The sequence below is a fragment of the Streptomyces sp. NPDC096046 genome (assembly GCF_040303285.1).
Taxonomy (GTDB): Bacteria; Actinomycetota; Actinomycetes; order Streptomycetales; family Streptomycetaceae; genus Streptomyces.
In genome coordinates this window covers 1-16975 of the sequence record NZ_JBEOSZ010000026.1, presented here as the reverse complement: position 1 = coordinate 16975, position 16975 = coordinate 1, and the positions used below count along the sequence as shown (strand labels likewise).

Annotated in this window: 20 protein-coding genes, 1 tRNA gene and 1 pseudogene; 13 read left to right on the top strand and 9 right to left on the bottom strand. The window is 72.4% G+C overall.

Annotated features, from left to right (window positions below):
* The first annotated feature begins 18 nt into the window (after positions 1-18).
* The 3 genes from ABTX62_RS22485 to ABTX62_RS22475 are packed head-to-tail and all read left to right on the top strand — an operon-like array spanning position 19 to position 1501.
* Entirely contained in the window at positions 19-591 is a 573-nt protein-coding gene (locus tag ABTX62_RS22485) for a helix-turn-helix domain-containing protein (RefSeq protein ID WP_352117839.1), read from the top strand.
* Positions 588-1124 carry a GNAT family N-acetyltransferase gene (locus ABTX62_RS22480; RefSeq protein ID WP_352117838.1) on the top strand — a complete coding sequence of 179 codons (537 nt, stop codon included), beginning with the start codon at positions 588-590 and terminating at the stop codon, positions 1122-1124. The genes ABTX62_RS22485 and ABTX62_RS22480 overlap by 4 nt, the downstream gene beginning before the upstream one ends.
* 20 nt (positions 1125-1144) lie before the next feature.
* Positions 1145-1501 (top strand): MmcQ/YjbR family DNA-binding protein, encoded by a 357-nt coding sequence (locus ABTX62_RS22475; protein ID WP_352117837.1) that lies wholly within the window; start codon positions 1145-1147, stop codon positions 1499-1501.
* 12 nt (positions 1502-1513) lie between these two features.
* Here ABTX62_RS22475 and ABTX62_RS22470 read toward each other — a convergent pair.
* Positions 1514-1801, bottom strand: a pseudogene (locus tag ABTX62_RS22470) (transketolase); the annotation flags it as partial.
* 89 nt (positions 1802-1890) lie between these two features.
* On the opposite strand from ABTX62_RS22470, the gene ABTX62_RS22465 reads away from it, so the two are divergent.
* Positions 1891-1964, top strand: a tRNA-Pro gene (locus tag ABTX62_RS22465).
* 261 nt (positions 1965-2225) lie between these two features.
* Here the strand turns inward: ABTX62_RS22465 and ABTX62_RS22460 are convergent.
* The 3 genes from ABTX62_RS22460 to ABTX62_RS22450 form a co-directional block, all read right to left on the bottom strand.
* Positions 2226-2753 (bottom strand): NUDIX hydrolase family protein, encoded by a 528-nt coding sequence (locus ABTX62_RS22460; RefSeq protein WP_352117912.1) that lies wholly within the window; start codon positions 2751-2753, stop codon positions 2226-2228.
* 181 nt (positions 2754-2934) lie between these two features.
* A complete protein-coding gene (locus ABTX62_RS22455; RefSeq protein ID WP_352117836.1) occupies positions 2935-3747 on the bottom strand; it encodes an SAM-dependent methyltransferase in 813 nt (270 codons plus the stop codon).
* Positions 3748-3905: 158 nt separating this feature from the next.
* Positions 3906-4721: a hypothetical protein gene (locus ABTX62_RS22450; protein ID WP_352117835.1), complete on the bottom strand. Its 816-nt coding sequence runs from the start codon at positions 4719-4721 to the stop codon at positions 3906-3908.
* Positions 4722-4903: 182 nt separating this feature from the next.
* On the opposite strand from ABTX62_RS22450, the gene ABTX62_RS22445 reads away from it, so the two are divergent.
* From ABTX62_RS22445 to ABTX62_RS22415, 7 genes are all read left to right on the top strand, one after another.
* Positions 4904-5581, top strand: coding sequence for a helix-turn-helix domain-containing protein (locus ABTX62_RS22445; RefSeq protein ID WP_352117834.1), 678 nt, complete (start codon positions 4904-4906; stop codon positions 5579-5581).
* Between the two features lie 68 nt (positions 5582-5649).
* Entirely contained in the window at positions 5650-6975 is a 1326-nt protein-coding gene (locus tag ABTX62_RS22440) for a M24 family metallopeptidase (RefSeq protein ID WP_352117833.1), read from the top strand.
* The gene (locus ABTX62_RS22435; RefSeq protein ID WP_352117832.1) at positions 6975-7952 is read left to right on the top strand and encodes a thiamine pyrophosphate-dependent dehydrogenase E1 component subunit alpha; all 978 of its coding nucleotides are present in this window, start codon (positions 6975-6977) and stop codon (positions 7950-7952) included. The genes ABTX62_RS22440 and ABTX62_RS22435 overlap by 1 nt, the downstream gene beginning before the upstream one ends.
* On the top strand, positions 7940-8920 hold the full coding sequence (locus ABTX62_RS22430; RefSeq protein WP_352117831.1) for an alpha-ketoacid dehydrogenase subunit beta: 981 nt from the start codon (positions 7940-7942) through the stop codon (positions 8918-8920). The genes ABTX62_RS22435 and ABTX62_RS22430 overlap by 13 nt, the downstream gene beginning before the upstream one ends.
* Before the next feature lie 41 nt (positions 8921-8961).
* Entirely contained in the window at positions 8962-10323 is a 1362-nt protein-coding gene (locus tag ABTX62_RS22425) for an amidohydrolase family protein (protein ID WP_352117830.1), read from the top strand.
* Positions 10320-11201: a cupin domain-containing protein gene (locus ABTX62_RS22420; RefSeq protein ID WP_352117829.1), complete on the top strand. Its 882-nt coding sequence runs from the start codon at positions 10320-10322 to the stop codon at positions 11199-11201. The genes ABTX62_RS22425 and ABTX62_RS22420 overlap by 4 nt, the downstream gene beginning before the upstream one ends.
* Positions 11198-11887: an SDR family NAD(P)-dependent oxidoreductase gene (locus ABTX62_RS22415; RefSeq protein ID WP_352117828.1), complete on the top strand. Its 690-nt coding sequence runs from the start codon at positions 11198-11200 to the stop codon at positions 11885-11887. The genes ABTX62_RS22420 and ABTX62_RS22415 overlap by 4 nt, the downstream gene beginning before the upstream one ends.
* A 12-nt stretch (positions 11888-11899) precedes the next feature.
* Here ABTX62_RS22415 and ABTX62_RS22410 read toward each other — a convergent pair whose 3' ends face one another.
* From ABTX62_RS22410 to ABTX62_RS22395, 4 genes are read right to left on the bottom strand one after another with little or no spacing between them, the layout of a single operon-like run.
* Positions 11900-12547: an HhH-GDP family DNA glycosylase gene (locus tag ABTX62_RS22410; RefSeq protein ID WP_352117827.1), complete on the bottom strand. Its 648-nt coding sequence runs from the start codon at positions 12545-12547 to the stop codon at positions 11900-11902.
* Between the two features lie 3 nt (positions 12548-12550).
* Positions 12551-12895, bottom strand: a complete 345-nt coding sequence (locus ABTX62_RS22405; RefSeq protein WP_283968738.1) for a DUF3140 domain-containing protein — start codon at positions 12893-12895, stop codon at positions 12551-12553.
* A 52-nt stretch (positions 12896-12947) separates the two neighbouring features.
* Entirely contained in the window at positions 12948-13424 is a 477-nt protein-coding gene (locus ABTX62_RS22400; protein WP_352117826.1) for a Dps family protein, read from the bottom strand.
* Positions 13421-13678, bottom strand: a complete 258-nt coding sequence (locus ABTX62_RS22395; protein WP_352117825.1) for a WhiB family transcriptional regulator — start codon at positions 13676-13678, stop codon at positions 13421-13423. The genes ABTX62_RS22400 and ABTX62_RS22395 overlap by 4 nt, the downstream gene beginning before the upstream one ends.
* 174 nt (positions 13679-13852) lie before the next feature.
* On the opposite strand from ABTX62_RS22395, the gene ABTX62_RS22390 reads away from it, so the two are divergent.
* Positions 13853-15040, top strand: a complete 1188-nt coding sequence (locus ABTX62_RS22390) for a thiolase family protein (protein WP_352117824.1) — start codon at positions 13853-13855, stop codon at positions 15038-15040.
* A gap of 108 nt (positions 15041-15148) precedes the next feature.
* Positions 15149-15922, top strand: a complete 774-nt coding sequence (locus ABTX62_RS22385; protein WP_352117823.1) for a sulfite exporter TauE/SafE family protein — start codon at positions 15149-15151, stop codon at positions 15920-15922.
* Here the strand turns inward: ABTX62_RS22385 and ABTX62_RS22380 are convergent.
* Entirely contained in the window at positions 15908-16708 is an 801-nt protein-coding gene (locus tag ABTX62_RS22380) for an HAD-IIA family hydrolase (RefSeq protein WP_352117822.1), read from the bottom strand. The genes ABTX62_RS22385 and ABTX62_RS22380 overlap by 15 nt on opposite strands.
* Positions 16709-16975 lie beyond the last annotated feature (267 nt).

Here is a 16975-nt window from a genome sequence, read left to right as displayed (position 1 = left end):
CGGGATAGCGTCCCGGATATGAGAAGTGAGGAAACGGAGGCACTCGACGCCCGGCTGGGCGCGCGCCTGGCCGAACTACGGACCGCACACGGATGGTCCCTGGGGGAGCTGGCCGACCGCAGCGGGGTGAGCCGGTCCACCCTGTCCCGGGCCGAGCGGGCGGAGATCAGCCCCACCGCCGCACTCCTGAACCGCCTGTGCGCCGTCTACGACCGCACCATGTCCCAGCTCCTCAGCGAGGTCGAGGCCGAACCGCAGGCCGTCGTCCGCTCCACCGGCCAGCCCGTCTGGCGGGACCGGGCCTCCGGCTTCGTACGGCGGTCCGTGTCGCCGCCGCACCCCGCCCTGCGCGGCGAACTCGTCGAGGCCCGCCTCTCACCCGGCGCCGACCTCGCCTACGACCGCCCGCCCGTGACCGGCCTGGAGCAGCACCTCTGGGTCCTGGAGGGCGCCCTGGAGGTGACCACGCAGGGCATCGCACACCGGCTGGACGTTGGTGACTGCCTGCGGATGCGGGTGTGGGGCCCCATCCGGTTCCGCTGCACGACCCCCGAGGGCGTCCGCTATCTGCTGGCGGTGGTGCGGCCGTGATCCGCCTGGACGTACCCCGGCTGCTCGCCCGTCGCGCGGAGCTGGCGGATCTGCTGACCGCCACCGTGAACGGGGGCGCCTCGGTCGGCTTTCTCGCCCCGCTCGGCCACGCACGGGCCCGCGACTGGTGGGGGGAGCGGGCCGCCGAGGTCGCCGCGGGCCGGCTCGCCGTGTGGGCGGCCTGCGACGGGGAACGGGTGCTCGGCACCGTGAGCCTGGCCTTCCCCGGCAAGGCCAACAGCCGGCACCGCGCCGAGCTCGTGAAGCTGATGGTGCACCCGGACGCCCGTGGACGCGGCCTCGCCCGCGGGCTCCTGGCCGCGGCCGAGGCCGCGGCGGCGGCGGCCGGTGTCACCCTCCTGCACCTGGACACCGAGACCGGCAGCCCCGCGGAGCGTCTGTACCGGTCCGCCGGCTGGACGCCGGTCGGAGCGATCCCCGACTACGCGGCGAGCCCCGACGGGGTGCTGAGGCCGACGACGATTTACTACAAGCGGCTACCGGCACCCGCCTCACCAGGTGATGGCCAGTGAGAGCCGATACGGTGCCTGCCATGCCGGATGCCGAAGACGTACGACGGATCGCCCTGTCCCTGCCGGACACGATGGAGAAGATCGCCTGGAGCATGCCCACGTTCCGGGTCGCGGGAAAGATGTTCGCCACACTGCCGGAGGACGAGACCTCCATCGCCGTGCGCTGTCCCAAGGTGGAGCGCGACGAGCTGGTGCTCGCCGAGCCGGGGAAGTTCTGGATCGCCGACCACGAGTCCTCCTTCTCCTGGGTGCGGGCCCGGCTCGACGCCATCGAGGACGAGGGCGAACTGCGCGACATCCTCGCCGACTCGTGGCGTCAGGCGGCCCCGACCCGCCTCCTTGAGGCCCACCCCCGGCTCGGCCTGCCGGTGGTGTGACGCCTCGCGGTCTCACACGCGGACGGCCGCCCCGACGAAGCTCCCGATGCGCTCCCGCAGCGACCGGGCGTCGAGTCCGCGGGCGGCCACGTGCTCCGCGGGCTGCCCGTACCGCCGCAGTTCGCGACGTCCCACGCCCAGCCCGAGGACCCGGTGCGGTACGTCCGACAGCGCGTCGTTCGCGGCGGCCGTCGACGTCCCCGCCAGACAGGGCTCGACGAGGACGACGTCCGTCCCGGCCGCCTCGGTGGCCTGGCGCAGGGCGGTCGCGTCGAAGGGACGGACGGTGGTGGCGTACAGGCCGGGAAACGGATGCGCGATCACCGGCGCGAGTGCGGTATTGTTTCCCTGCGCGTTCGGCCGGGGGAATCCCCAGGTCAGACGGGCAACGGGACGTGGCGCAGCTTGGTAGCGCACTTGACTGGGGGTCAAGGGGTCGCAGGTTCAAATCCTGTCGTCCCGACAGAGTCGACCAGCGGGTCTGCCGATATCGGCAGACCCGCCGGTCGCGTTCGGGGCGGTCGCCGGGCGGGGTCAGCCGCCGCCGTCCACGCCGTTCCGTGGGGGCGGGAAACCTCCGGCTCGTGGCCGTCGAGCCGGCCTCTCGTGCAGCTTGCCCCGGGCGTTCTCGAAGGGCCGGTGGAGGATCACCATCGGGCGGCCGTTCGGTCGTCAAGCCGCATCGGCGAGGGCCTCTCCCGGTCCTCCGCCGACCGCCCGGCGGTCAGATCACGCAGCCCGCATGCGCCAGCGCCTGCTTCAGCAGCACCCCGTGCCCACCCGGCATCTCGCTCTGCACCGCCTCCGAGACGGCCTCCCGCGGGCTGAACCACACCAGGTCGAGCGCGTCCTGCCGGGGCCGGCAGTCGCCCGTCACCGGCACGATGTACGCCAGGGACACCGCGTGCTGGCGGGGGTCGTGGTACGCCGTGACGCCCTGCGTCGGGAAGTACTCAGCGACCGTGAACGGCTGGAGCGACGCCGGGACGCGGGGCAGCGCGACCGGGCCGAGGTCCTTTTCCAGGTGGCGCAGGAGGGCGTCGCGGACGCGTTCATGGTGCAGCACGCGGCCGGAGACCAGCGTCCGGCTGACCGTGCCGTCGGGCCCTATGCGCAGCAGCAGGCCGACGCTGGTGACTTCGCCGCTGTCGTCGACGCGGACCGGGACGGCCTCGACGTACAGGATCGGCATGCGGGCGCGTGTCATCTCCAGTTCGTCGGAGGACAGCCAGCCGGGCGTGGTTTCGGTCATGTCAGACATTGCTTGATCATACTTTCAGCCGTTCGGACTTCCTGGGTAGCCGCTTCAGGAGAACTGTGACCGGCCACACGCCCGTTCAATCGTCCTCCCGGCCCTCGGCCGCCGGCCGGTGGGCCCTGAGGACGTCGTCCCGCCCGGGCTCTCCTGGTTGCCGCGACGGCACCGCCGCGTGTCAGGGTTTCACGGCCACCGCGCCGTACTGCGGCACGAGCACGGCCGAGCCGGGCTCGGCACGCCACTGGCCGCACGAGACCATGCCCGGCTCCAGCAGCTCCAGCCCCTCGAAGAACGCGGCGATGTCCGCGCCGGCGCGGGCGGTGATCGGGGGAGTGGCGTGCTCGTTCCAGAACTTCATGGCCGGGATCTGGCCCGCGCCGCCCAGTTCGTCGTCGAAGGTCGGGTGGGTGAGGACCAGGAAGCTGCCGGGCGGCACCGCGGCCATCACCCGGCGCACGATGTCCCGGGCCTCGGCGGCGTCCAGGACGAAGTTGAGGATGCCCAGCATCATCACGGCGATGGGCCGCGTGAAGTCGAGGGTCTGCCCGGCCCGTTCGAGGATGGCGTCCGGGTCGTGCACATCGGCGTCGATGTAGGAGGTGACGCCGTCGTGGGTGCCGGTCAGCAGTGTGCGGGCGTGCACCAGCACGATCGGGTCGTTGTCGACGTAGACGATGCGTGAGTCGGGCGCGAGGCGCTGGGCGATCTCGTGGGTGTTGTCCGCCGTCGGCAGTCCTGTGCCGATGTCGAGGAACTGCCGCACACCGCGCTCACCGGCGAGGAACGACACGGCCCGGCCGAGGAAGTCCCGGTCGGCGCGGGCGATGTCCCGGATGATCGGGAACATGCCGGCGACCTGCTCGCCGACCTGCTGGTCGACCTCGTAGTTGTCCTTGCCGCCGATCCAGTAGTTCCACACGCGCGCGTTGTGCGCCACACCGGTGTTCAGCCTCGCCGACCCGCCTGAAGGGGTGTGGCCATCGCTCACGACTCGTCCTCTCCTCGCACTCGCACGAACGACCGAAACCGGTCATCGGCGCCATTGTGCCGCTCCGGTGATCACGCTGTCCCGGAAATCGGCGGAGCGGCGACGGAGGTCGGGGTGGGGCAGGGCCGCGGGAGGAGGCGCGCGCCGTGCCGGCCGCTCTAGGTGGGGCTCGCGGCGGGCGACTTCCCGGCCAGGACGTCCTTCAGGCGCTGGGTGCCCTGGCGCACCGCCTGCTGGACGGAATCGTTCTCGTCGCCGTCGAGCCCGCCCGCGGTGACGGTGATCGCGTCGTCGCCGACGCGGACGGCGGCGACGTCCAGGGTCAGGGTGGCCTCGTCGCCGTCGGCCGAGCCCTGCACCGTCACGCGCAGGCCCTGACGGGCGTCGCCGACCTTGGGCAGCGAGGTCTCGATGACCTGGACGGTGCGCTGCTGCCGGCCGTCGGTCACGGTGAACTGGTCGCACTTCTCCGGCAGGGTCGCCATCCAGTTCAAGGAGTCCTGCGGGGCGGTGCGGTCGTAGGAGGCGACCTGGTACAGCAGGCGGGAGTCGCCCTGCCGGAAGCCGCGCAATGCGGACGCGCCCGACGGTCTGCCCAGCAGATCGTCGTCGAAGAGGGAGTCGAGGAGCCGTTGGCAGTCGGCCGACTGGGCCTTGGCGGTGAGGAAGTCGGAGACGTCGACCGTGCCGATGAGCAGGTTGTCGTGCCAGCTCTTCGCCTCCGTGTCCGTCACCTGCGTCCAGGCGTCCTCGATGTCCGCCTCGGTGATCAGCGCGGTCCGGGCGCCGTCCGTGGAGAGCGTGGCGGTGGGGGAGGGGGTCTGCCGCTGCGCTGCGGCCTGGGACGGGGTGACGCCCGGGACGCGCGCGCCGTCCGTCCCGCCGTCGTCCGAGCAGGCTGCGGTGGCGAGCAGCGTGCCCGCCGCCAGGGCGGGGGTGAGAGCGCGGACGAGGCGGGACGGACGAGGGGTCATCGGGTGTGCCTCCTGGGAACGTGACGCGTGCCCTCAGCGCACCACCGCCCGCCACGGCCCACCACCGGCGCCGGACCGTTCGGGTGAGGACCGGACGGCGGGGGACCTCCCACTCCTGGCGCAAGGGCGCGCACGGACTGTTCAATGGAGCTGCACACGCTGCCCGAGCAGAGGAGCCGCCCGTGTCACCCGCCGTCGTGCCGCCCGTCGGCGCGCGCATCCGGCGTGCGCGCCTGGAGCGCGGTACGACTCTGCGTGCGCTGGCCCGGGAGATCGGCGTTTCGGCGAGTCTGGTGTCGCAGATCGAGACCGGGAAGAGCCAGCCGTCCGTCAGCACGCTGTACGCGATCACCACGGCGCTGGGGATCTCCGTGGAGTCCCTCTTCGACGCGGACGAGGGTGCCGGGGAGGGGGTCCGGGAGCCGGTCCGGACGGGCGTCGCGGCGGGTCCCCTCGCCGCCGTCCCCGCCACCGTGCCGCACGCCCTCGCCGGCTTCGCGGCGGATCCCGGGCGGCGGATCGGGCCCCTGGTCGGTGCGGGCGGGCGGGAGACGCTGGAGCTGGACTCGGGGGTCGTGTGGGAGCGTCTCGGGCGGGTCCCGGGCGCGGAGGCCGACTTCCTGCTGGTCACGTACCGGCCCGGTGGCTCCTCATCCGGCTCCGGCGCGCTGATGCGGCACGCCGGAACCGAATACGGCTATCTGACCTCCGGCGAGCTCGTCCTCACCCTCGGTTTCGAGGAGTACGCCGTCCGGCCGGGCGACTCCGTCTGCTTCGAGTCGACGACCCCCCACCGCTACCGCAACGATGGAGAGGTACCGGCTGTGGGCGTCTGGTTCGTGTCCGGCGATGCCGGGTGACAACCTTGTTCAGTGCCACTTGACACCCACCGCACTCGGGCGTTCACTCCGAAGTGGGGGTGGTCGCCATGGCGATCCACACATACGGACCCAACGCCGTCGACTGGGAAGAGCGCATCGACCTGGACCGGCTGCGCGGACAGCGGCTGGCCCGGCTGCACGAGTCGCTGAACCGCTCCGAGCTGGGCGCGGTGCTCAGCTTCGACTTCGCCAACATCCGCTATATGACGGCCACCCACATCGGCACCTGGGCGATGGACAAGCTGATCCGCTTCGCCCTCCTGGTGCGCGACGGCGAACCGGTCGTCTGGGACTTCGGCTCCGCCGCCCGCCACCACCAGATGTACAACCCCTGGCTCGACTACAGCGACGGCAAGGGCGGCCCGCCCACCGGTGCCCGCGCCGGCATCTCCACCCTGCGCGGCGCCTTCCACCCGGACGCCCGGATCGCCGAGGACGTGGCCGCGAAGATCGCCGCCGAGCTGCGCGAGCACGGGCTCGCGGGTGAACTCCTCGGTGTCGACGTCGCCGAGATGCCGGTCCTCGCCGCGCTGCGCGCCGAGGGCGTCGACGTCGTCGACGGGCAGCAGGTCTTCCTCGAGGCCCGCCGGATCAAGACCGGCGACGAGATCGCCCTGCTCACCCAGGCCTGCGCCATGGTCGACGCGGCCTACGAGGAGCTGTACGGGTACCTGCGCCCGGGGGTGCGCGAGAACGAGTGCGTCGGAGTGGTCAGCAAGGTGCTCTACGACCTCGGCAGCGAGTACGTCGAAGGCGTCAACGCCATCTCGGGCGAGCGCTGTTCGCCGCATCCGCACGTCTACAGCGACCGGTTGATCCGTCCCGGCGACCCGGCCTTCTTCGACATCCTGCACAGCCACCTCGGCTACCGCACCTGCTACTACCGCACCTTCGCCGTGGGCAGCGCCTCGCGGGCGCAGCGGGACGCCTACGTGCGCTGCCGTGCCTACATGGACGAGGCGATCGCCCTGGTCCGGCCGGGCGCCACCACCGCCGACATCGTGCGGGTCTGGCCGCGTGCCGAGGAGTTCGGCTTCGCCGACGAGACCGCCGCCTTCGCCCTCCAGTACGGCCACGGCGTCGGCCTGTCGATCTGGGAGAAGCCGATCTTCAGCCGTCTGGTCTCCCTCGACCACCCCGAAGTCCTCGAGGAGGGCATGGTGTTCGCCCTGGAGACGTACTGGCCGGCCGCCGACGGCTGGTCCGCCGCCCGGATCGAGGAGGAACTGGTCGTCACCGCCGACGGCTGCGAGGTCATCACCAAGTTCCCCGCCGAGGACCTGCTGGTGGCCGGGCGCAAGTACTGGACGGTGGGCGGCGAGCTGAACACCCAGCGCGAGGCGCAGTCCCACCTCAACACCCAGGACCGCTGATGGACGCCACCGCCCTCCTCGACCGGTACGAGCGGATGAACGTCATCCGCCGCACGGAGAAGGCCGCCCACGACCTGTTCCTGCGAGGTCTCGTGAAGGGCACCACGCATCTGGCCGCCGGGCAGGAGGCGATCGCCGTGGGCGCGAGTGCCGCACTGCGTCCGGACGACTATGTGTTCGCCACCTACAGGGGTCACCACCACGCCCTGGCCCGGGGTGCCACGCCCGAGGAGTGCCTCGCCGAGCTGATGAGCCGGGCGACCGGGCTGTGCAAGGCCAAGGGCGGCTCCATGCACCTGACCAAGGCGGCCACCCACATGCTCGGCTCGTACGCCATCGTCGGCTCCCATCTGCCGATGGCGGTGGGGGCGGCCTGGTCGGCCCGGCTGCGCGGCACCGAGCAACTCGCGGTCGCCTTCTTCGGCGACGGCGCTACCAACATCGGTGCCTTCCACGAATCGCTCAACCTGGCCGCGGTGTGGAAACTGCCGGTGCTGTTCGTGTGCGAGAACAACCTGTACATGGAGTACACGCCGATCGCCGACGTCACGGCCGTGGCCCGCCCCGCCGCCGACCGGGCCCCCGCCCACGGCATCCCGGGCGAGGTCATCGACGGCAACGACGTCGAGGCGGTCGAGGAGGCGGTGGGGCGGCTCGCGCGGCGGGCCCGGGCCGGAGACGGGCCCGCCGTGCTGGAGGCCGAGACCTACCGTCACTTCGGGCACAGCCGCGCCGACCCGGCGGCGTACCGCCCGGCCGAGGAGGTCGAACGCTGGCTGAAGCACGACCCGCTGGACCTCGCGCGGGGGCGTCTGGCCGAACTGGGGGTGGGCGAGGAGACGGTCGCCGAGGCCGACGAGCGGGCCCGGGCCGTGGTGGAGCGGGCCGTGGCGGCGGCGAAGGCCGCGCCGCCGCCCGATCCGCGGGAGGCACTGACCGATGTGTGGGCGGACGGAGGTGCCGCATGGCGGACGTGATCACCTACCGGGACGCGGTCGCCGAAGGCATCGCGCGCGAGATGCGGCGGGACGCCTCGGTGGTGTGCCTCGGTGAGGACATCGGCGCGGCCGGCGGGGTGTTCAAGACGACCACGGGGCTGCACGCGGAGTTCGGGCCCGAGCGGGTGTGGGACACGCCCATCTCCGAACAGGCCATCGTGGGCGCGGCGATGGGCGCGGCGATGACCGGGATGCGGCCCGTCGTGGAGATCATGTTCTCCGACTTCCTGGCCTGCTGCTGGGACTACCTCGCCAACGAGATCCCCAAGGTCCGCTACATGACCGGCGGCCAGGTGACCGTGCCTCTCGTCGTACGCACCGCCAACGGCGGCGGGCTCGGTTTCGGCGCCCAGCACTCCCAGTCCACCGAGAACTGGGCGCTGACCGTCCCAGGACTGAGGATCGCGGCACCGGCCACACCCGCCGACGTCGTCGGCATGATGGCGGCGGCGATCCGCAGCGACGACCCGGTGGTCTTCTTCGAGCACAAGGGGCTGCTCGCGAGCAAGGGCCCACCGGCCCCGCCCGATCATGTCGTCGAACTGGGCCGGGCCTCGATCGTCCGGGAGGGCGGCGACGTCACGCTCGTCGCGCTCGCCTCCATGGTGCCCCTGGCCTTGAAGGCCGCCGACCTGCTGGCGGGGGAGGGGATCGAGGCCGACGTCGTCGACCTGCGCTGTCTGGTCCCCCTGGACGCCCCGACCGTCCTGGCCTCGTTGGGCAAGACCTCGCGGCTCGTCATCGTCGAGGAGAACCCGTACCAGGGCGGCTGGGGCGCCACCGTCGTCTCGGTCGTCGCCGACGAGGGGTTCGGCCTGCTGGACGCGCCCGTGCGCCGGGTGGCGGGGGAGTGCGTCCCGCTGCCCTTCGCGGACGCGCTGGAGGAGCAGGTCATCCCCACCGTCGACAAGGTCGTCACGGAGGTCCGCAGGCTCGCCGCGTACTGAGTCGCACACCCGCCGTCGAACACCCCATGGGAGGAAGCGCGATGACCACCAGGACACTGCTGCGCTCCGGTCACGTGATCTCGATGGACCCGGACATCGGGGACCTGCCCCAGGGGGACGTCCTGGTCGAGGACGGCAGGATCGCGGCCGTCGAACCCGAGATCAGCGCCGACGCCGAGGTCCTCGACATGACCGGGCACCTCGTGATCCCCGGCTTCGTCGACACCCACCGCCACACCTGGGAGGCCCCCATCCGGGGCGTCGCCCCCGACGCCACCCTCGACGACTACTTCGTCGACATCCTCGACACCTTCGCCCCCCTGTACACCCCCGAGGACGTCTACGCCGGCAACCTCGCCGGCGCGCTGGAGTGCCTCAACGCCGGCATCACCACCCTCGTCGACTGGTCGCACATCAACAACACCCCCGAGCACCCGGACGCGGCGATCCAGGGCCTGGCGGAGTCCGGCATCCGGGCGCGGTACGCGTACGGCAGCGCCAACACCTCCCTCGCGGACTACTGGTTCGAGAGCCGGATCGCCCTTCCGGCGGACGACGTACGGCGGATCCGGTCGACGCACTTCGCGTCCGACGACGGCCTGCTGACCATGGGCCTCGCCACCCGCGGCCCCGGTTTCTGCGTCGACGAGGTCGTCACCGCCGAGTGGGCCATGGCGCGCGAACTGGGTCTCCCCATCACGGTGCACGTGGCCATGGGGCGGCTCGCCGGCCGCTTCGGCATGGTCAGGCGGCTGCACGGCCTGGGACTCCTCGGCCCCGACACCACCTATGTCCACAGCTGCTACCTCAGCGGCGAGGAGTGGCGGATGGTCGCCGACAGCGGCGGCACGGTCTCGATCGCGCCCCAGGTGGAACTCCAGATGGGGCACGGCTGGCCACCGGTGATGCAGGCGATCGAGCACGGTCTGCGGCCGTCGCTCAGCATCGACGTCGTCACCACCGTGCCGGGCGACATGTTCACCCAGATCCGCGCGGCCTTCGGCGCCGAACGCGCCCGCGTCAACGCCGACTGCTGGCAGGCCAACATGCCGGTGCCCGACACCATGCTGACAGCACGTCAGATGCTGGAGATCGCCACGATCAACGGCGCCCACGTCGCCGGGCTGGAGGACCGCACCGGCTCCCTCACCCCAGGCAAGCGCGCCGACATCGTCGCGATCGACGCCACCGCACCGAACGTCGCCCCGGTGCACGACGCCGTCGCCGCGGTGACGCTGTGCGCCGACGTCTCCAACGTGGACACCGTCCTCGTCGACGGCGTGCTCCGCAAGCGCGACGGCAGGCTCCTCGGTGACACCGCACGCGCCCTGCGGCTCGTCGGCGAGTCCCGTGACCGGCTCCTCGCGGCGAAGGAGGCCAAGGCAGCGAAGGCACCGGCATGACGAACCACCTGGTGCGCCACGCCGCCGACCTGCCCGAGCCGCCCTACGACCGGCACGGTCACCGGCGCCGGGCGCTGGTCGGCGAGGAGGACGGCAGCGTCCACACCGGCTTCGGCCTCTGCGACCTGCTCCCGGACGGCCGGGTGCCCGCGCACGTGCACTCGTACGAGGAGGCCTTCCACGTCCTCGACGGAGCCGTGGTGCTCGACGTGCCGGACGGCTCGTACCTGCTGGAGGCGGGCGACTACGGCCTGCTGCCGACCGGTGTCCCGCACGCCTGGCGCGGGGCCGGGAGCACCGCGGGCCGCTGGGCGGACATGCTGGCCCCGGTGCCGCGCGCCCGCTACGGACACGACACGCAGGCCGTACCCGACCTGCCCGCGCGCCGGCCGGCCCGGGTGGACGTGCGCGACCCGCGCACCCGTTCCTTCGGCCACTTCGAACCCGACCAGATGGATCCCGGCAAGCAGTCGCAGGACCTGCTGGCGGTCACGGCGAGTATGCGGACCGCGCTGCTGGTCTACAGCGGGATCACGGTGAAGATGATGATCGACCCCGATCTGGGCGCGGTCGCCTCGACGATGTTCATGGTGCAGTACGCCCCCGACGGGGTCATCGGCACCCACGACCACCCCTTCGAGGAGACCTATCTGATCCTGGAGGGCCTGGCGGAGGCCACCCTCGACGGCGAGCGGTACCGGCTGGAGCCCGGCGATGTGGCCTGGGCGGGCGCCGGCTGCGTGCACGGTTTCGGCAACGCGGGGCGGGGGCCGCTGCGCTGGCTGGAGACACAGGCGCCGCAACCGCCGTCACGGCACTCGTACCGGTTCACACGGGACTGGGACTACCTGCGCGCGGCACTGGAGGAGAAGTCATGAGTAGTGTGCTCGTCGTCGGCGGAACATCCGGGATCGGGCTGGAGATCGCCCGGGCGCGGGCCGGGCAGGGCGACGACGTCGTTCTCACCAGCCGCGACACCCAGCGGGCCGAAACGGTCGCGAAGGAGGTCGGCGCCCGTGGACTGGCCGTCGACCTGGCCCGGCCGATGGAGATCGCGGCGGCCCTGTCCGGCATGGGCCGCGTCGACCACCTGGTGATCGCGGGCGTCTCCCGGGACGACAACAAGGTGACCGCGTACGACATCGACGCGGCCCTGCGCCTGGTCACCCTCAAGCTCGTCGGCTACACGGAGGTCGTGCACACACTGCGCGGCCGGCTGCACGACGACAGCGCCATCGTGCTCTTCGGCGGCCAGGCCAAGGAGCGCCCCTACCCGGGAGCGACGACGGTGGCGACGGTCAACGCCGGGGTGCGGGGCCTGATGCACTCCCTCGCCGTCGAGCTCGCCCCCGTCCGGGTCAACGCCGTGCATCCCGGAGTCGTGGGCGACAGCCCGTACTGGCAGGCCAAAGAGGAGAAGGTGCTCACCGCGCTGCGCACCGAGACACCCACCGGGCGGCTCGCCACGATGGCGGACGTGGTCGACGCGGTGGACTTCCTGCTGCGCAACCGGTCCGTCAACGCGGTGGAACTGGCCGTGGACGGGGGCTGGCTGCTCGGGTGAGGGGGGTGCCGGTCATCGGGCGCGGCCGAGCGTGTCCTCGGCGACCTCCTTGTCCACCGCCGCCCGAACCAGCGCGGCGGCGAGGACGGCCGGGTCGGTGTCCCCGGCCAGTGCTACCAGACGCTTCGGCTCCTTCGGCAGGTTCAGCCGCTCGGCGCCCTGGAGGGCCTTGGCGTCCAGGTAGGGGGCCGCCTCCGGCCAGACGCCCTGCGCCTCGCGCAGGAAGATGTCGGCTCCGGCCGGGCCCATGCCCGGGAACTCCTGGAGAAGGCGGCGCAGTTCGGGCACCTCGCCGTCCGCCTCCGCGCGCAGCCGCCGCAGATCGCCGCCCCACCGGTCGTTCAGCAGCTCCGCCGCGTCGCCGAGCTGGGTGGCCGTGCGTTCGTCGTAGCGCCGGTAGCCGCCCCGGCCCAGCGCGTCGACCCGCTCCTGCCAGGCGGCCCGCGCCATACGCCGCGGATCGCGCAGCCCCGCCCCGTGCAGGGCACGGGCGGTGGCCAGCGCGATCGAGCCGCGGATGCGGGCACTGAGCAGATGGGACAGCACCAGCAGCCGGTAGAGCGGCTGCGGTGTGTCCTTCAGCCGGATGCCCGCCTCCTCGGCGTACGTCCGGCCGTGCGCGCCGACCAGTTCCCGTACGACGCGCTCCTGGCGGCCCATGGCCTATCCCTTCAGCGGGTCGTGCCCGATCGTCATCAGCCGGTGCCGACGGCGGGTGTCCTCGGCCGTCACCTCGGGCTCCGGCTCGTTCTCCAGGTCCACCTGTTCGGTGACCGTGTCCACGACCTTCCGCATCACACGCAGGTCGTCCTCGGTCAGGTCGGTGCGCCGCTTCTGGAGGATGGCCAGGACGTGCTGCCCGGTGGGGGAGCCCGCCTGGTCGGGCAGCGGCTCGGTGGCCTCGTCGGCGTCGCGGACCCGCAGCCAGGCCGCGAGTTCCTGCGAGGTCATGTTCACCACGCGGTGGAAGTCCTCCCACAGCGCGTCGAGTTCGAGGGCGTCGGTCATCGCCTGCCCCTTCCGTAGATACGTCGGATACCGGGTGCCGTCCTGCCGCGGATCAGCGGGGGAAGTTCTCGGCGTCGAACATCCACCGCTGCTTCTCCAGCTCCGCGGTGATGCCGATCAGCAGGTCCTGGGTGACCGGGTCCGCCTGCTCGGTCGTGTCGATACGCTCGCGCAGACGGCCCACGGCTTCCTGCAGCGTGTCCACCATCACCCGCACGGCGTCCGAGTCGCGCACCCAGCCCTCCGCCGGGGAGGGCAGCGTGAACGCCTTGGCGACGGTCTCCGGGCGGCCGTCCGGCGGGACGCCCAGCGCGGCCGACCGCTCCGCCACGGTGTCGGCGAAGTCCCGCGCGGTCGTGACCACCTCGTCCAGTTGGAGGTGGATGGACCGGAACCGCGGTCCGACGACGTTCCAGTGCGCCTGCTTCCCGACCAGCGAGAGCCCGAGCAGATCCACCAGCGTGTCCTGGAGTGCCTCGCAGGAGACCTTGCGGGCGTCGTCGGGCAGTGTGCTTCGCACAGCCGTCATAGGGCACTTCTCCTTCTCGCGTCGTTCCTCGTCCCCCGGAGCAGTGCGTCGCGCTCCTCCTCGCCGGTGCCGCCCCATACGCCCGAGGCCTGACCGCTGCCCAGTGCGAAGCTCAGGCACTGGTCGGTCACCGGGCAGCGCGCGCAGATCCGCTTCGCGGCGCTCGTATCGCGCAAGGCGGGGCCGGCGGTACCGACGGGAAAGAACAGCTCGGGGTCCTCGTCCACGCAGGCAGCGCTCCGCAACCACTCCATGACGGCGCGGGTGCCCCGGGCGCACTGGTGCAAACGTGACGCATGGAGGGCGTCCGGCCTGCGATATGACCTGCGGGAAACCCTGGGAGGCGCGGAATCTTCACAGGCGGCGGAGTGAAGGTCTATAGTCCGAAACTAGCAGTGCTAATTAATGCGCGGTGTGAGGAGCCTCTCGTGCGTCCCGTCCACTTCGCGGCCGCCCGCCGCACCCCCATCGGCAAACTGCGGGGATCCCTCTCCTCGGTACGGCCGGACGACCTCGCCGCGACCGTCGTCCGGGCCCTGGTCGCCGGCGCGCCCGCGCTGGACCCGGCCCGCGTCGACGACGTCTACTGGGGCGCCGCCAACCAGGCCGGCGAGGACAACCGCAACGTCGCCCGCATGGCCGCCCTGCTCGCAGGCCTGCCCGACTCCGTGCCCGGCGCCACCGTCAACCGCCTGTGCGCCTCGGGCCTGGAGGCCGTGACCACGGCGGCCCGCACCATCGCCGCCGGCGAGGCCGACATCGTGATCGCGGGTGGCTCCGAGTCGATGAGCCGCGCCCCCTTCGTCCTGCCCCGCCCCGACGACGCCCTGCCGCACCGCATGGAAACCGTCGACACCCGCCTCGGCTGGCGCCTGGTCAACCCGGCGATGCGTGACCTGCACGGCCTGCTGGCCATGGGCGAGACGGCCGAGGAGGTAGCCACGCGGTACGGCATCCCGCGCGAACGCCAGGACGATTTCGCGCTGCGCAGCCACCAACGGGCCGCCCTGGCCCGCAAGAACGGACACTTCGACGACGAACTCCTGCCCGTCGAACGCCCCGACGGCGTGGTCGTCGACACCGACGAATGCGTCCGCGAGGACACCTCGCACGAGAAGCTGTCCCGGCTGAAGCCCGTCTTCCGCGACGGCGGCACGGTCACCGCGGGCAACGCCTCGCCGATGAACGACGGCGCCGCCGGTCTCCTCCTCGTCAGCGAGGACGCCCTGAACGAGCTGGGCCTGGAGTCCCTGGGCCGCTACGTCGCGGGCGCCTCCGCCGGAGTCCATCCCGACGTCATGGGCATCGGCCCCGTCCCCGCCACCCGCAAGGTCCTGACCCGCGCCGGCTGGAGCGTCGGCGACCTGGAGGAGGCCGAGTTCAACGAGGCATTCGCCGCCCAGGCCCTGGCCTGCGTGGACCAGCTCGGCATCGACCCCGACCTGGTCAACCCCAGCGGCGGCGCCATCGCCCTCGGCCATCCCCTGGGCTGCTCCGGCGCCCGCATCCTGACGACGCTGCTGCACCGGATGCGGCGCACGGGGGCGGGGCGAGGCCTGGCCACGATGTGCGTCGGGGTGGGGCAGGGGAGCGCGGTCCTCGTCGAGCGGTCCTAGCGAACGGCCGGGGACGGTCCCCTCGGCCTCGACCTCGACCTCGGCGCGCCCATCAGGCGAGACAGCGCTTACGGGCATCTGTTCGTCGCACATAGCATCAGTGCTCGCATGAACACCATGACGCTCTGGCACATCACCGGCTGGCAGTTCGCCGTCCTCGCCTTCGCGGCCCTGCTCGTCGGCTTCTCGAAGACCGCCGTGAGCGGGGCCAACACGGTCAGTCTCGCCCTCTTCGCGGCGGTGCTGCCCGCTCGTGCCTCCACCGGCGTCCTGCTGCCGATCCTGATCGCCGGAGACCTTCTGGCCGTCGCCACCTACCGGCGGCATGCCCACTGGCCCACGCTGTGGCGGCTGTTCCCGGCGGTCGCCGCGGGCGTCGTCGTCGGCACGGTGTTCCTGGTCTGGGCGGACGACGCGATCGTACGGACCTCGATCGGCGCGATCCTGCTGCTGATGGCGGCCGTGACGGTGTGGCGGCGGCGCACGGCCGACACGGAGGAGGAGCCGGAGTCGGTCACCACCCGCCCGGGCCGGCTCAAGGCCCGGTCCTACGGCGTCCTCGGCGGCTTCACCACCATGGTCGCCAACGCGGGCGGCCCCGTGATGTCGATGTACCTGCTCTCCGCGGGCTTCCGCAAGCTCGGCTTCCTCGGCACATCGGCCTTCTTCTTCCTGATCGTCAACGTCTCCAAGCTGCCCTTCAGCGCGGGCCTCGGCCTGATCGACGGCCGCTCGCTCCTCCTCGATCTGGCGCTCGTGGCGTTCGTCGTGCCCGGCGCGCTGTTCGGCACGTGGGCCGTGCACCGGATCGACCAGCGGCTGTTCGAGCAGCTCGTCATCGTGGCGACCGTCGTGGGCGGCCTGCAACTACTGCTGCGCTGACTCCCGCAGCAGCGCGGGGAGGTCCGCGAAGGAGTCGATCACGTGGTCGGGCGTGCCGTCGGCGGCCCGCAGCGTCTCCGGCTGGAACTTCCCGGTCCGCACGAGCACCCCGGTGATCCCGGCGCGCTGCGCCGCCAGCACGTCGGACTCGACGTCGTCCCCCACCATCACCGTCTCGTCCGCGCCGACGCCCAGCCGGGCGAGCGCCGACGCGAAGAACGCCCGCGCCGGTTTGCCGGTGATCTCCGCCTCCATCCGCGCGGCCCGCTCCAGCCCGGCCAGGAACGCCCCGGAGTCCAGCCGCAGCCCCTCGGACGTACGCCAGTACAGGTTGCGGTGCATCGCCACCAGCCGGGCCCCGCGCTGCAGATGGCCGAACGCCCGGTCGAGCGCCGCGTAGCCGAACTCGGGACCGGCCCCGCCGACCAGGACGACGTCCGGCACGGTCCGGGTGTCACTGGCCTCGACGAGGGTGACACCCTCGAGGTCCTCCGCGATGTCGCCGCTGTTGAGCAGCGCGCACCGGGCGCCGGGACAGCGCTCGGCGAGGTGGGCGGCGGTGGCGGCGGGCGCCGTCAGGATGTCCTCGGCGGACACCGGGAACCCCGCCTCCGCCAGCGTCCCGGCGATCGACGCCCGCGTGCGGGAGGTGGTGTTGGTGACCAGCAGGACGGCCGGCCCTGCCTCCCGGATCTCCCGGAACGCCGCCACGGTCCCGGGCAGCGGGCGCCACGACACGGTGAGCACCCCGTCGATGTCCACGAGCACGGCACGCACGGACTCCATGCCAGGACGATAGCCACCCGGAGCCGTGTTCGCCGGTCGGCGTCCGGTCGGGAGGTGGGCGGGACGGGGCACGCGCGGAGCACCGTCCCGCCGACGGCCGGTTGGGACCCGTCCTGTCGGCGGCCGGTTGGGACCCGTCCTGTCGGCGGCCGGTTGGGACCCGTCCTGTCGGCGGCCGGTTGGGACCCGTCCTGTCGGCGGCCGGTTGGGACCCGTCCTGTCGGCGGCCGGTTGGCACCCGTCCTGTCGGCGGCCGGTTGGCACCCG